The sequence below is a fragment of the Aminobacter sp. DSM 101952 genome (assembly GCF_001424795.1).
Taxonomy (GTDB): domain Bacteria; phylum Pseudomonadota; class Alphaproteobacteria; order Rhizobiales; family Rhizobiaceae; genus Aminobacter; species Aminobacter aganoensis.
Genome location: NZ_LMCL01000008.1, coordinates 25,136 through 39,515 on the forward strand (window position 1 = coordinate 25,136; position 14,380 = coordinate 39,515).

The following is a 14,380-nucleotide window of genomic DNA, read 5'->3' on the forward strand; positions in this document are numbered from 1 at the left end:
CTTCGACAAGCTCAGGATGAGGACCGTTGGTACTGACAGCGTTCACGTTGAAGAATCGATTTGAGCAGTGCGACTTGAACGGTGCGTCGAGACGGCGATAGCCCAAACGGTCCTCATCCTGAGCTTGTCGAAGGACGCATGACCGACCAACCGCACTCAATTGATCTTTCACGATTGCGTTGGTCGCCTCGCCTTCGCCGTGATTGATGGTATTCTGCCATAGGCAGGTGGCCGCATCCCGCGCCGCCCAAGCGGAAGGGCCGATGACGGAACCGACCAGATCAGCATTGCATCGCGACATCGCCGCCAGACTGGGCAAGACACGCCTGGCCATCGGCGCGACCATGATCGTCGAGCGCGGCTGGCCGTTGGTGCTGCCGGTGCTTGTCGTCGCCAGTCTTTTCCTCAGCCTGTCGTGGCTTGGACTGTTCCGCCTGTTGCCCGACATGGCGCGGCTGGCGCTGATTGTGGCCTTTGCGATTGCCGGCCTCGCCTCGCTTTATCCGCTGCGGTTTTTCCGCCTCCCCTCCTGGCCCGAGATCGACAGCCGCCTCGAACGCGCCAATCGGTTGCTGCACACGCCGGTGCAGGTCCAGACCGACCGGCCCTCGGGCAAGACGGACGGTTTTGCCGACGCCCTGTGGCGCGAGCACCAAAAGCGCATGGCCGAGCGGCTGGGCGCCCTGGGCGGTGACATGCCGCGCACCAACGTGCCGGAGCGCGACCCATGGGCGCTGCGGGCAGCGGCCGCCTTGCTGCTGGTCTGCGCCTTCGCCTTCTCGTTCGGGCCGACCGGCGGCCGCATCGGCGACGCCTTCCGGGCGCATGCGGCGCGCGACGCTGTTCCGCCGCGCATCGACGCCTGGGTGACGCCGCCGACCTACACCGGCAAGGCACCGATCTTCCTGACCGCCGACGCCAGCAAGGACGCAGCCGTCATCAGCGTGCCGGAAGGCAGCGAGCTGTCGCTGCGGGTGACCGGTGGCAGCGGCGAGGAAACCCTCGCCTACACCAATGCCAAGGGCGAGGTCCGCGATATCGCGCCGAGCGGCCCAAAGGCCGATCCGGCCAAGCCGGCAACGGCAGGCCCGGTCGCCACCGTGCGGCAGTTTGCCGACAAGCTGACCGCCGAAGGCACGCTGACGCTGAAATCCGGCAACGACGAGCTGGACAGCTGGGCCTTCACCGTAGTCGCTGACAATCCGCCGAAGATCAGCTTCGTCGGCGAGCCCAAGCGCGCCGTCAATGGCACGCTGGAGCTGACCTACAACATTGAGGATGACTACGGCGCCGCTTCGGCCAAGGCCGGCTTCGCGCTTGCCGAAGAGCAGTCGCCAGATGCCCGCCCGCTCTACGGTGCGCCCGAAATGCCGCTTTCGCTGCCGCGCCGGGGCGCTGCGAAAAAGCCGGTGAAGGCGACGCGCGACCTGACCGAGCATGTCTGGGCAGGCACGTCGGTGAAGCTCACGCTGCACGCCGTGGACGACGCCGGCCAGGAGGCGAAAAGCGAAACCAAGACGATCATCCTGCCCGAAAAGCCCTTCACCAACCCGCTTGCCCGGGCGGTGATCGAACAGCGGCGGCTGCTGGCGCTCGACGCCAACGCCAAGCCGCGCGTGCTCGACCTGATGGACGCGATCACGCTCAGGCCCGAAGACACGATCGACAACCTTTCGCACTATCTCGCCCTGATGAGCGCGCGGGCGCGGCTGAAGATGGCCGGCTCCGACGACCAGCTGCGCGAGGTCGTGACCTATCTCTGGCAGGTCGCGCTCGGCATCGAGGAAGGCGACCTGTCGGCGGCGGAGAAGCGCCTGCGCCAGGCCCAGCAGGCGTTGCAGGATGCGCTCGAACGCGGCGCCAGCGACGAGGAAATCGACAAGCTGATGGCCGAGCTGCGCGACGCCATGAACGATTTTCTGCGCGAATTTGCCGAACGCAACCAGCAGAACCAGACTGCCCAGAACCAGGCGCCGGGCCAGGAGCTGCGCCAGAGCGACCTCCAGCGCATGCTCGACCAGATCGAAAACCTGGCCAAATCGGGCAACCGCGACCAGGCCCGCGAGTTGCTGTCGCAGTTGCAGGACATGATGAACAACCTGCAGGCAGGGCGGCGCCAGCAAGGCCAGCAGGGCCAGCAGAACTCCGAGATGCGCCAGCAGATGGATAAGCTCGGCGAAATCATGCGGCGCCAGCAGGAGATGATGAACGAGACGTTCCGCATGGACCAGATGCAGCGCGGCCAGCAGCAGCAGGAAGATCCGTTTGGCGACAACGACGAACCCGGCCAGCAGCAACAACAGGGCCAGCAAGGCAAAGGCCAGCAGGGCAAGCCGATGACGCCGCAGGAATTTGCCGATGCGCTCAAGCAGCTTCAGCAGGGCCAGGGGCAGTTGGAGAAAGACCTCGAAGCGCTGATGAAGGGGCTTGAGGGCATGGGCATCAAGCCGGGCGAAGGTTTCGGCGATGCCGGCGAATCGATGAACCAGGCCGAGGGTGCGCTCGGCAAGGGCGAAGGCGACCGCGCCGTCGGCCACCAGGGTCGTGCGCTGGAGGCCCTGCGCAAGGGCGCGCAGGACATGATGCAGCAGATGCAGGCCATGCAGGGCGACCAGGGCGGCAGCGAGGAAGGCGGCCGCCAGCAGAACGCCGACCGTGACCCGCTCGGTCGTCCTCGCGCCACCACCGGCCCCGATTTCGGCGATTCGGTGAAGGTGCCCGACGAGATCGACGTCCAGCGCGCGCGCCAGATTCTCGATGCCATCCGCAAGCGGCTTGGCAATGCGCTGAGCCCCGAGCTGGAGCGCAGCTATCTCGAAAGGCTGCTTGAGCTGAAGTAGCTCGCCTCAGGCAGCGGCAGGCTGTGTCAGGGCCGCGCGTCTCAGCCCGGCACCATCCCGGCCTCGCGCGCCATGGCGAAGTCCTTCTGGCTGGCGCGCTGGAAGGCCGGCCGGGCAGTCAGTCTGTCGACATAGTCCTTGAACACCGGCTTCTCGGGCAGCACCTTCAGCACCTGCGTACCAAAATTGATGCCGCCGCCGATCTGGGTATCGGCCGCGGTGAAGCGGTCGCCGGCGATGTAGGGCCGCGACGACAGCGTGCGTTCCAGATTGGCGATCATTTCGCTGAACGAGCCGTAGGAATAACCGCTGCCCATGAACTCGTGGCCATGCGCCTTGGCCGCCAGGACCGGGTCGAATACCGAGTCGGCATAGACCAGCCAGGTCAAATAGGGTGCGCGCATCTTGTCGCCGATGGCAGGCGCGAGGCCCGCTTCGGGGAAGGCGTCGCAGAGATAGGTGCAGATCGCCGCCCGCTCGGTGACAAGGACGCCGTCATCGACGATCGCCGGGACTTTCTTGTTCGGCTGGATCGCCCGGTATTCCTCGGGCACCCCGCCAGGTGCGCGGATATCGACCTTCTCGATCTGGTAGGGCGCGCCGAGCTCCTCGAGCAGCCACAGCATGTTGGACGCGCGCGACCATGGCGCATGGTAGAAAGTGATCATGCCTTCCTCCTCGTTTGCTACGTCGTCACCATAGCCCTGCCGTCCTGACAGCATTTTGTCAGGAGCCATGACAGGATCCATCCACCAGGCCCGGGATCAGCGCCGCTGATGGAAAGCGTCGCGGATAGCGTCCGCCATGGCGTCGACGGCTTCGCTGACGGCGCGCGGATTGCGATGCAGCACGACCCTTGTCGTGTCGATCGGACCGAAGCCTTCGGCTGCCGCCAGTTCCCGGCAGTCGGCCGGTATGTTGCTGCGCGCGATCGGCGCCACGGCGAGGCCCGCGGTGACCGCAAGGGTCAGCCCGTTCGTGGTGTCGCTTGTGTAGGCGAACCGGTAGTCGATGCCGCGCTGGTCGAGCGAGCGGAGCGCCAGTTCGCGACACCAGCCCTCGCGGGTGTAGATGGCGACCGGCAGCGGCCGTTCCTGATGCAGGTCATGGTGATTCGAGGTCACCCAGACGGTCGGGTCGTGCATCAGCACCTCGACGCCGGAAGGCGCCTGCCATTCGAAAACGACAGCCAGGTCAAGCTCTCCGGCCGCAAGCGCGGCCAGTTGGGAGACCGAATAACCAAACCGTACCGTCACTTCCACCTGGGCGTGGCGCTTGGCGAATGCCCCCAGCGCCCGCGACAGGACGGGTTGCCCGTATTCTTCCGGCAGGCCGATCCTGACCGGGCCGCCGAGCGGTGCCGACCGCATCGACGACGCCGTTTCATCGAGCAGCATGACGATGCGGCGGGCGTTCTCGACGAGGTCGCCGCCACGCTGCGTCAGCGTCACGCCGCGCGCGCCGCGTTCGAAGAGGACTTCGCCGACAACCTCCTCGAGCCGCTTGATCTGCATGCTGATCGCGGACTGGGTGCGCCCGACAGTCTCCGCCGCGCGGGTGAAATTGCCGCTTTCCGCTACCGCCAGGAACGTACGCAAGAGATCGCTGTCGAGGCGAAGGGTCATGGCTTGGCACCATCAGACATAAGGAATTCTAATGACTGCCATCATTCCAATTCGTTTGCATTGTGTCAAACGTCAATGGATAGTCCGGCCACCCATTGGAAGGTGGCCGTTAGATGCGGCTACGGACTGGTAAGTACCGTCCTCACTTTCACCCGCCGCGGATTTCACGGCGGGTATTTTTTTGGCCGGCGCATGGCCGCTGGTAGCTCAGGATGCTGCAGCGCTGGACCAACAGCCGGCCGAGACAAGCGCTCTTCCGGCGCCGCGTCTCGCTATAGAACTGTCCGATCATTTCATGCGACGGACTGACGGAGACCATGCAGAACAGAACGCTTCTCGGCATCCTGTGCCTGTGCCTGGGCGTGCTGGTGTTTTCGATCCAGGATGCACTGATCAAGGCCGTGGCCGGAACCTATCCGGTCAGCGAAGCGCTGCTGATCCGCGCCGTCGTGGCCCTGCCGATCCTGCTTTTGATCGTTCATCGCGACGTTGGCCTGGGCGCGCTGGCCTCGCCGAACTGGCGCTTCCTGGCGTCGCGCTCGTCGATCCTGTTCATTTCCTACTGCGCCTACTATCTGGCGATCCCGGCCCTGCCGATCGCCGATGCGGCGGCGCTGTTTTTCCTGGCGCCGCTGCTGATCATGACGATGGCCGGCCCCTATCTCGGCGAACGGGTGCCGTGGCAGAGCCTCGTTGCCGGCGCGGTCGGCCTGATCGGCGTCGTCGTGATGGTCAATCCGGGTGCCGGGATTTTCGAGTGGGCCGCGTTGCTGTCGCTGGTCTCGGCCTTCCTCTATGGCTTTTCGCAATTGATGGCGCGCAAGATCGGGGTGACCGAAAGCGCCACCACCATGGCCTTCTACCAGAACGCCGCCTATCTCGTCGGCGCAGTCGCCATCGGCGCCACATTCTCGGCAACGGGCTTCAGCCAGACTGGGCACCCCAGCCTCGACTTCCTGATGCGGCCCTGGGTCTGGCCGAGCCTGCGCGATTTCCTGATGATGGGTGCCTGCGGCGTCATTGCCGCGGTCGGCATGATCCTGCTGGGCCAGGCCTACCGGCTCACCCCCGCCAACAAGGCGGCAACGTTCGAATATACCGGCCTGCTGTGGGCACCGCTGTGGGGCTTCCTGTTTTTCACCGAGATCCCAGACAGCGGCACGATCATCGGCGCCCTGTTGATCGTCGGCGCCGGCATCTTCGCGCTGAATGTCGGTGGCCGCTCGCCTCAGGCGGCACCGGCGAATGCGGCGGCCGACTGACCCGTCCTGGCCAGTGCCAGCGAGACGCGGTCACGGATGTCGGCAAGCGTGAACGGCTTCTGCACCACGTCGATGATGATCGCGTCGAGTTCCTCGGCACGTTCGCGCTGGTCGGCATAGCCCGTCATCAAAAGGATCGGTAGCCCCGGGAAGGCGGCGGCGGCTGCCTGCGCCATCTCGATGCCGTCCATCTCCGGCATGCGGATGTCGGAGACGATCAGGTCGAAGGCGCCCTTTTCGGCATGGATGCAGTCGAGTCCCTGCGCACCGTCGCAGGCGACATCGACAATGTGGCCGGCGCGTTCGAGCGCGCGGGCAGCGAGAGTGCGGACGGACTCGTCGTCCTCAACGATCAGAAGCTTTGCCATGGCGGCGATATTTGCCGCGACAGGTTGACGATTTCTGAAGGCCGACGAGATTTGTATTCCGTCGCGGATCAGTCTTCGCCCTTGACGACGCCGACGAAGGGCAGCTCGCGGAAAGCGTGCGCCACATCCATGCCGTAGCCGACGACGAAGTAGTCCGGGCAGTCGAAGCCGACATAGTCGGCATCGAGGTCGGTCTTGCGGCGCATGCGCTTGTCGAGCAGCACGGCGATCGAACAGCTCTTGGCGCCGCGCGACATCATCAGTTCGCGGGTGAACTTCAGCGTCTTGCCCGATTCGAGGATGTCGTCGATCAACAGCACGTCGCGGCCTTTGACCTCGTTGTCGATGTCGCGCAACACGCGGACCTCGCCGCTGGTCGTGCCGGCGCCGTAGCTGGAGATGAAGATGAACTCGACTTCCGGCGACAGGCCGACATCGTGCATGGCACGGATCAGGTCGGCGGCAAAAATGAACGAGCCCTTGAGCACCGAGATGACCAACAGGTCGGTGTAGTCGTGCGCCGCGATGTCCTTGGCGAGTTCGAGATTGCGCCGTGCGATCGCCGAGGCGGAGAACAGCACTTCGATTTCCTTGTCGCGCACAACTGGCATGACATCATCCTATTCCGAGAAAGCGACCGTGACGGTCCTTATCCCGTTCATAGGCACCTCAAGCCGGCTCGAAAAGTCCCATCTTGCGCCTGGCGCCACTGGATCGGCGCCTGTCCCCAGCCTGTAGCGCAGGATCTTGCCGTCGTTTGCCGCAACGGCGATGTCGATCGGCGGCAATGGCGCAGCCGCCTTGCCGTCGTTGAACGCCGCCCCGTCGATGAGCAGCACCGGCCTGCGGCCGGAACTGTCGACCCGCGACATGACCTCGGCGATACGCAGGGAAGACCCCTGCCAGGTGAGCGGAAGTGCCGCTCCACGCACGACCGCATGGCCGCCGGATACCCAGAAGGCCATTGCCGCCAATGAGATGCCGGCGATCCAGAACACCGGGCCGCCACGCGCGGAGCTCGAATCCCGGGCTGCCCGCGTCGCCCGCAGCATTTCCATTCCGCCGGCCGAAGCCGCCGAGCCAGGGAAGGCCGGCTGGTCGTCGATTGATTCGTTGCGCGCATGGGAACGCTCGACGACCTCGAAATCCGCATCGACGATGTCTGTCGAATCCACAGCTATCGGCTGGGCGAATGTGTCGCGGGCGTCGGCGGCCATGATTTCGCCGGAAACCGGGCGTGCTTTCCGCTGCTCAGCCATCAGACCCCTTAGACATTTTGCCGAGAGGGGGTAAACGGAAATGGTTAATGCTTCGCCACCGAGGTGCTTTCGAGCCCCACCCCGGACGGAAACTTAACCGTCCGTTAACCATGCGGACCCAAGGTCGTTTCATAGAAGCGGGCGGCCGGGGTCCCGAGAAAAATCATCGGGATCGAGAACCCAAGGTCTGCAGCACGTGATCCGATTCGAGAATGTCGGCCTCAGATACGGAATGGGACCGGAGATCCTGCGCGATGTCTCCTTCCACATTCCCGAGCGCTCGTTCCAGTTTTTGAGCGGGCCTTCCGGTGCAGGCAAGACCACCCTGCTCCGCCTGCTGTTTCTGTCGCTCAAGCCGACGCGCGGGCTGATCAGCGTCTTCGGCAAGGACCGCACCCGCATTTCGCGCGCCGAGCTGCCGCTGATGCGCCGCCGCATCGGCGTCGTGTTCCAGGATTTCCGCCTGCTCGACCACATGACCACCTACGAGAACGTGGCGCTGCCTTTGCGCGTGCGCGGGCGCGAGGAAGCGAGCTACCGCACCGACGTCATCGAACTGCTGAAATGGGTCGGCCTGGGCGAACGCATGCATGTGCTGCCGCCGGTGCTTTCCGGCGGCGAAAAGCAGCGAGCCGCGATTGCCCGCGCGCTGATCGAGCAACCGGAGATCCTGCTGGCCGACGAGCCTACCGGCAATGTCGATCCGCCGCTGGCCCGGCGCCTGCTCAGGCTGTTCATCGAACTCAACCGACTCGGCACCGCAGTGGTCATCGCCACCCACGACCTCGGCCTGATGGACCAGGTCGACGCCCGGCGCATGATTCTGGCCGGCGGAAAGCTCGACATCTATGACTGAAGCCCCCGCCGACACCCGTGACCACGACGAAGAATTCGAAGACGAATTCGAAGATGCGCCGATGCAGCAGCCGGCTCCTCGCCAGCAGCGCAAGACGGCGCCCATCGTGCCGTCCCAAAACATCGCCGGCCGGGCGCTGGTGCTGGTCATCGCCATCATGACGTTCTTGTCGTGCCTGACACTGGGGGCAGTCACGCTGGTGCGCGACACCGCCTCGGTATGGGAGAACCAGATCTCGCGCGAGGCGACCATCCAGATCAAGCCCGCCGACGGGCTCGACATGGACGCGGCACTCGAGACCGCCGCCCGCATCGCCGGCGAGTTCCCCGGCGTACGTTCGACCCGGATCGTCGACCGCGACGCGACGGCCCGCCTGCTCGAACCCTGGCTCGGCTCTGGGCTGAACATCGACGAACTGCCGGTTCCGCGGCTGGTGATCGTGACCATCGACGAGAACAACCCGCCCGATTTCCAGGCCATGCGCGAGGCGATCACGCCGAAGGTCCCGACAGCTTCGCTCGACGACCACCGGACCTGGGTCGACCGGCTGGTGGCGATGGCGCGGACCACCGTCACCATCGGCACGGGCGTCCTGATCCTGATGCTGGCGGCAACTGTGCTTTCGGTGGTCTTTGCCACTCGCGGCGCCATGGCCGGCAACGGCCACATCATCGAGGTGCTGCATTTCGTCGGCGCCGAGGCGCGCTTCATCGCCAGCGAATTCCGCCGCCACTTCCTGCTGACCGGCATGAAGGGCGCGGCCGCCGGCGGCGCGGCCGCTGTCATCGTGTTCATCATCTTTTCCTGGTGGTCGTCGCGCAACCTGGCGACGCCGGAAGCCGACCAGGCGACGGCGCTGTTCGGCGACTTCGCCATCGGCGCCAACGGCTATCTCGGCGTCGCCGTCATCGTCGCCGTCATCGGCGGGCTGACCGCCGCCACCTCGCATTTTACGGTCGTCCGCTACCTCGGCGACATGGACCTGCACCAGCCGGACGGGATGTAGACCATGCCGCCATCACGAATGATGTCAAAATGTCACCCAATGTGCATAATACGGCGCTGTAAATGCCGCATTCCCTGCATAACGATGGCTTCGTAATGGGACAGAACGCGCTCGCTGCTTCGGGGTCGGTTTCAGGAACGAGAATCTACCCGGCCGGGCGCAAGCTGCGCCGGAGAACGATCTTTTTGCGCCGCATTCTGTTCATCCTCGTGGCATTCGCCGTTATCTTCACCGGCGGGTTCGGTTTCTTTGCCGTCCATGTCAGCGGCATGAGCACGCCTGCGAACCCAGAGAAGGCCGACGCCATCATCGTCCTGACCGGCGGCCAATCGCGGCTCGATGCGGCACTGGGCCTGCTCAAGGCGGGCAAGGGCGAACGCCTTCTGATCAGCGGCGTGCATCCTTCTGCGACGCGCCGCCAGTTGCAGGTCGCGACCGGCAGCGACAAGTCGCTGTTCAACCGCGTCGACATCGACCGCGCCGCGCTCGACACCATCGGCAATGCCGAAGAAAGCGCAAAGTGGGTCGTCAGCCACGACTACGAGCGCGTTATCCTCGTCACCAACAACTACCATATGCCGCGCAGCCTGCTGGAAATGGGACGGCTGCTGCGTAACGCCAGCCTCGAGCCCTATCCGGTCGTCAACTCCAAGCTCGACGAAGGGCGCTGGCTGACCAAGCCCGAAGCGTTCCGCGTGCTGTTCACCGAATACAACAAGTACCTGCTGGCGCTGGCCCGCGGCATCGTGCCGGTCAAGCCGACGGCCGATGGCGTGCTCGTCGTCCAGGCCGAAGCTGCCGACTAGCTTTCCACTCAGCTCCATATGTGAACGGCGCAACGCGCCGTTTTCCTTTTTCGGCGGCTTGGTGTAACCAACGGCAAATTCCGTCCTCAGGCGCTCCTCGACAATGCTCCAAATCCGCTCGCTGGCATTCAACTTCGTCTTCTATGTCAGCCTGGTCGTCCAGATGATCCTGTGGACGCCCTACTACTTCCTGTCGCCGCGCCATCGCGCCTGGTTCGTGCCTAAGTTCTGGGCGCGCACGAGCCTGTGGCTGCAGGAAAAGATCGCCGGTACGAAGAGCGAGATTTCGGGCGTGGAGAACCTGCCCGAAGGCTCGTTCATCCTGGCGCCCAAGCACCAGTCGTTCTGGGACGCCATCGCCTTCTTCCCCTACCTGCGCGACCCGCTCTACATCCTCAAGCGCGAGCTGATGTGGATTCCGTTCTTCGGTTGGTACATCGCCAAGATGAAGATGATCCCGGTCAACCGCGGCAAGCGCTCGGCGGCCCTGAAGGCAGTCGTTGTGGCGACCCGCAAGGAAATGCAGCACGACCGGCAGTTGATCATCTACCCCGAGGGCACGCGCCGAGCACCGGGCGACGAACCGGCCTACAAATGGGGCATCGCCGAGCTCTATGCGGCGCTCAACATGCCTGTGGTGCCGGTCGCCCACGTCGCCGGGCTGTACTGGCCGCGCCGCAAATTCCTGCGCTTCCCCGGCACCATCAAGGCCCGCTTCCTCAAGCCGATCCCTGCCGGGCTGAGCCGCGAAGAATTCATGTCGCGGCTGGTCGCTGAAACCGAGGCCGCCTGCGACGAATTCCTGATCGAGGCTGCGAGATCCAACAACCCGCCGCCGATGCCGCCCACGGCGGTGAAGCGGCTCAGGGAACTCGGCGTCGAGGTTAAGAGCTAGCGGCTGGCCTTGAGCTCGCGCTTCATCCAGCTTGTATCGCCCCAGGTCGACAGCCAGATCATCGAACTGGTCGCGGCAGCAATGACGCCATAGGCCAGGCCGTATAGCAGCCCCTTTGACGATCGGCGTGCTCGCGCGACCTCCAGATGCGCCAGTTCCTCTTCCTGAATGCCAAGGATCGCTGCATGCAGCCCCTCGTCGCGCCCCTTCAGGAAACGGAGCTGCTCTTCGAGATGACGATGGACGGTGGCTTCGACCGCCTCGGTGCAGAGCCAGACCATCTGGGGCCCGAGAGCCGACGTTATCAGGCCAAGGACATAGCCGCCGAGGCTCCAGAACTTCATGACGCGGCATGGCCGTGTGTCGCGAGCCGGCATGGCATCGCGGAATATCGTGGCGTGAACGATCTCGTCGGCGCGCATTTTCTCCAACTCGGGCGAAATCGTTGGAAAGAACCGCCGCGCGATCGCGATCTGGGCGCCGTAGATGTTGATTGCGGCACGCTCCCCGGCGTGATTGACCTTGAGGATGCGCTGAATCGTGATCTTGTCAGTACCGGCAGGCAGCAGCATCGATGTCCCCCGAACACGATGCTCCCTTGATATCACTGATCCTTGGGATGTGACACGAGACTAACCCGGCCATCCGCCGCTCGTGTTCGAGCAGCCAGCGCTTGCGCCAAAGGCCGCCGCCATAGCCGGTGAGGTCGCCGCTGGCGCCGACCACGCGATGGCAGGGGATGACGATCGCGATCGGATTGGCGCCGTTGGCGCGGCCGACGGCGCGCACCGCCGCCGGCTTTCCGATCTCGGCGGCGAGGCCGGAATAGCTCGTCGAGGTCCCCGCAGGAATACGCCACAGCCCGTCCCAGACCTGGCGCTCGAAGGCTGTGCCCTGGGGCGCGAGCCGGGTGGCGAATTCAGCGGATTTCCCGACGAAATAGGCACCGAGTTCGGCTTCGATCTGGTCGATCGGTGCCGACCGGCCGAAGGCGATGGCCGAGCCGGTGACGGCCTGCAGCTTGCGCACCTCCGTTGCCAGCGCCTTGCGTTCGAGGAATTCGAGGATGTGCAGGGCATGCAGGTCGGCAATGGCGATCATCGGGCCGATCGGCGTCTCGATCCAGTCGGCCTTGAGCATGGTCTTGCCGCGCAGTTTTGCCGGCGCCTCGCCCAAGAGCCGGGCCACCGCCGCGCGAAAGCCGCTGCCCGAATCGAAGCCGGCATCGACCTGCGCATCGACGACGCTGTCGCCCGAGGCCAGCCGCTCCGCCGCCTGCCCGAGCCGCCGCAAACGCGCCATTTCGAGGAAGCTCATTCCGAAGCGGCGCTTGAAGGCGCGCCGTACGGTGGAGGCATCGAAGCCCAAGGCGACGATGTCGGTCTCAAGCCAGCGGCGCTCCGGCTCACGCTCAAGCGCCTCCAGCAGCGCCGACACGTGCGGTTCAGGCGCGCCAGACCCCATCATCGGCCGGCAGCGCAGGCAAGGCCGGAAGCCGGCATGCAGGCATTCGGCCGTTGTGTCGAAGAAGCGCACGTTCTCGCGCTTGGGTTTTCGCGCAGCGCAGGTCAGCCGGCAGAAGATACCGGTAGAGGTGACGCCGACATAGGCAAAACCGTCATAGCCCGGATCGCGTGCAATCAGGGCATCGTAGAGTGTGTCGTCACTGGGGCGCTGGAAAAGCATGCCCGATGCTTAGCGCGAGTCCGCAGCCGACGCCGCCGAAAATCGGGCGTATATTCTCACTGCTGACAAGTCATGTGCCGACCAGCCGCGCCACCTCTTCCAGCCAGTGGTCTCGGATGCCGAGCGCCTTGAGGTGCTCGACCGTGCTCGCGACATAATCCTCGTTGCGGCCGGACTGGCCGACCGCGCCGGTGACGATCTCGGCGGCGTGCGCCGCATCGAGATTGCCGGCATACTGGTGGTGGTTGCGGTCGGCGATGTAGCAGACCGCCTCCACCCTTTCGCCCTTGTCGAGCCGGATCGCCAACTGGCGCTCGAGATAGACGCTGGTGACCAGTTCGCGTTCGCGCAGATAGGCAAGCACCTCGTCGCGAAGATCTCCAGGGACGCGGAAGGCGAGGCCGACGCAGGAGCCGCCACGATCGAGACCGAGCACGAGACCGGGTCGCTGCTCGGTGCCACGATGGACCCAGGAGCGGATGCACAGCGCGCGTCGAAAGCCCATCAGCCGGGCGCGGCGCGTCTCGACATGGGCGAAACCTGGACGCCACATCAGCGAGCCATAGCCAAAAACCCAAAAATCGCCCATATCGCCAAGCCTGTTGGTGGTTCGCGGGTCTTGCTGCGTGCGGCGGCGCGCCGCCTACCGGATGTGGAATGGCCGCGGTAACACTTTGAATGCGTGCGAGCGCCTTCCGGCACGATGCAGTAACGAGAGCCTTAGCATGACGTCAAGCCAAGACCGGAAACCGAACTCCAGCCGCCGCTTCCTGTGGCTGACGCTGTTCATCATCGTGCTGTTCGGCGGTTACAGCGCCGGCTGGTTCTGGTTTGCCGGACGGGCGCAGCAGGAAGTCGTCCAGCGTATTGCAGAGGTCAACCGCGACGGCGTATCCGCCACCTGCGCCAAGCCCGAGATCAAGGGCTTTCCCTTCCGGATCGGCCTGTTCTGCGACAGGCTGGAATTCGAGGACGCGACGCGGCGGATTTCGGTCAGCGCCGGCAACCTGCGCACCGCGGCCCAGGTCTACCAGCCGATGCGCACGGTGCTCGAAATCGACGGGCCGCTGCGGCTGACCGCGCCCGACCTGCCGCAACTCCAATTCGACTGGGAGCTGCTGCATGCCAGCGCCCGCATCGCCCAGCCGCTGCCCGAACGGCTGTCGGTCGAGACCCGCAAGCTCGTCGGCCAGGCATCCTTCAGCGACGGCGCGCCGATGCCGCTGTTCACCGCCGAGGACACGCAGCTGCATATGCGCCCGAACGGACCCGATATCGACATTGCCGGCACCTTCACCGGGTTGGCGATCGACCCCCAGGCCCTGCACGGCCGCAAGCTGCCGTCGCTCGACGGCAGCGCCGACACCTCGCTAAAAAACGGCGTAACGCTGCTTGCGGACAAGGTGAGAAGCCTGCGCGGCCAGACGGGCACGATCCGTTCGATGACGCTGTCGACCGGCGGCACCGCAGGTGCTGCGATCAGCGGGCCGTGGACGATCGCCGAAGACGGTCTGGTCGACGCCGACCTGAAGGTGACGATCCGGAACCCGCGCGAACTGTCGCGCATACTTTCAGAAGTCGTGCCGGAACAGCGCCAGCAGTTCGAGACGGCTTTCTCCGGCCTCGCAATTCTCGGCGACGCACCGACCCTGCCGCTCAAGATCGTCAAGGGCAAGGCAACGCTGGGCTTCATCCCGCTGGGGATGGTGCCGGCGGTGGAGTGAGGTGATTGAGTAGTGAGTAGTGAGTAGTGAGTAGTGAGTAGTGAGTAGTGAGT

Annotated in this window: 15 protein-coding genes; 7 read left to right on the forward strand and 8 right to left on the reverse strand. The window is 64.9% G+C overall.

Translation table 11 applies throughout. From position 1 onward, the window contains the following. The first annotated feature begins 263 nt into the window (after nt 1–263). Entirely contained in the window at nt 264–2,840 is a 2,577-nt protein-coding gene (locus ASC75_RS08635) for a TIGR02302 family protein (RefSeq protein ID WP_055973174.1), read from the forward strand. Between the two features lie 41 nt (nt 2,841–2,881). Here ASC75_RS08635 and ASC75_RS08640 read toward each other — a convergent pair whose 3' ends face one another. Together ASC75_RS08640 and ASC75_RS08645 are read right to left on the reverse strand one after the other, a co-directional pair. Then, a complete protein-coding gene (locus ASC75_RS08640) occupies nt 2,882–3,577 on the reverse strand; it encodes a glutathione S-transferase family protein (RefSeq protein ID WP_348271283.1) in 696 nt (231 codons plus the stop codon). 27 nt (nt 3,578–3,604) lie between these two features. Next, complete coding sequence (locus tag ASC75_RS08645; protein WP_055973177.1) at nt 3,605–4,465, reverse strand: LysR substrate-binding domain-containing protein; 861 nt, start codon at nt 4,463–4,465, stop codon at nt 3,605–3,607. Between the two features lie 317 nt (nt 4,466–4,782). Between ASC75_RS08645 and ASC75_RS08650 the strand changes: the two genes are divergently transcribed. Beyond that, nucleotides 4,783–5,727 (forward strand): DMT family transporter, encoded by a 945-nt coding sequence (locus tag ASC75_RS08650; protein ID WP_055973180.1) that lies wholly within the window; start codon nt 4,783–4,785, stop codon nt 5,725–5,727. On the opposite strand, the gene ASC75_RS08655 is transcribed toward ASC75_RS08650, so the two are convergent. The 3 genes from ASC75_RS08655 to ASC75_RS08665 form a co-directional block, all read right to left on the reverse strand. Beyond that, nucleotides 5,694–6,095 carry a response regulator gene (locus ASC75_RS08655; protein WP_055973183.1) on the reverse strand — a complete coding sequence of 134 codons (402 nt, stop codon included), beginning with the start codon at nt 6,093–6,095 and terminating at the stop codon, nt 5,694–5,696. The two genes, ASC75_RS08650 and ASC75_RS08655, sit on opposite strands and share 34 nt — an antisense overlap. A 68-nt stretch (nt 6,096–6,163) precedes the next feature. Continuing rightward, entirely contained in the window at nt 6,164–6,706 is a 543-nt protein-coding gene (gene hpt, locus ASC75_RS08660) for a hypoxanthine phosphoribosyltransferase (RefSeq protein WP_055973186.1), read from the reverse strand. Between the two features lie 9 nt (nt 6,707–6,715). Then, a complete protein-coding gene (locus tag ASC75_RS08665) occupies nt 6,716–7,354 on the reverse strand; it encodes a hypothetical protein (RefSeq protein ID WP_244487788.1) in 639 nt (212 codons plus the stop codon). A gap of 196 nt (nt 7,355–7,550) precedes the next feature. Between ASC75_RS08665 and ftsE the strand changes: the two genes are divergently transcribed. The 4 genes from ftsE (at nt 7,551) to ASC75_RS08685 (ending at nt 10,917) form a co-directional block, all read left to right on the forward strand. After that, entirely contained in the window at nt 7,551–8,210 is a 660-nt protein-coding gene (ftsE, locus tag ASC75_RS08670) for a cell division ATP-binding protein FtsE (RefSeq protein WP_055973192.1), read from the forward strand. Next, nucleotides 8,203–9,216, forward strand: coding sequence for an ABC transporter permease (locus ASC75_RS08675; protein WP_055973200.1), 1,014 nt, complete (start codon nt 8,203–8,205; stop codon nt 9,214–9,216). Before ftsE ends, ASC75_RS08675 begins: the two co-directional genes overlap by 8 nt. 185 nt (nt 9,217–9,401) lie before the next feature. Beyond that, on the forward strand, nt 9,402–10,022 hold the full coding sequence (locus ASC75_RS08680; RefSeq protein WP_244487789.1) for a YdcF family protein: 621 nt from the start codon (nt 9,402–9,404) through the stop codon (nt 10,020–10,022). Nucleotides 10,023–10,125: 103 nt separating this feature from the next. After that, on the forward strand, nt 10,126–10,917 hold the full coding sequence (locus tag ASC75_RS08685; protein WP_055973206.1) for a 1-acyl-sn-glycerol-3-phosphate acyltransferase: 792 nt from the start codon (nt 10,126–10,128) through the stop codon (nt 10,915–10,917). Here ASC75_RS08685 and ASC75_RS08690 read toward each other — a convergent pair. From ASC75_RS08690 to ASC75_RS08700, 3 genes are all read right to left on the reverse strand, one after another. Then, a complete protein-coding gene (locus ASC75_RS08690) occupies nt 10,914–11,489 on the reverse strand; it encodes a demethoxyubiquinone hydroxylase family protein (RefSeq protein WP_055973209.1) in 576 nt (191 codons plus the stop codon). The two genes, ASC75_RS08685 and ASC75_RS08690, sit on opposite strands and share 4 nt — an antisense overlap. Then, the gene (locus tag ASC75_RS08695; RefSeq protein ID WP_082496478.1) at nt 11,467–12,603 is read right to left on the reverse strand and encodes a trifunctional transcriptional activator/DNA repair protein Ada/methylated-DNA--[protein]-cysteine S-methyltransferase; all 1,137 of its coding nucleotides are present in this window, start codon (nt 12,601–12,603) and stop codon (nt 11,467–11,469) included. The genes ASC75_RS08690 and ASC75_RS08695 overlap by 23 nt, the downstream gene beginning before the upstream one ends. 70 nt (nt 12,604–12,673) lie before the next feature. Further along, entirely contained in the window at nt 12,674–13,192 is a 519-nt protein-coding gene (locus ASC75_RS08700; protein WP_055973212.1) for a gamma-glutamylcyclotransferase, read from the reverse strand. Between the two features lie 136 nt (nt 13,193–13,328). Between ASC75_RS08700 and ASC75_RS08705 the strand changes: the two genes are divergently transcribed. Beyond that, a complete protein-coding gene (locus ASC75_RS08705) occupies nt 13,329–14,327 on the forward strand; it encodes a DUF2125 domain-containing protein (RefSeq protein WP_055973215.1) in 999 nt (332 codons plus the stop codon). Nucleotides 14,328–14,380 lie beyond the last annotated feature (53 nt).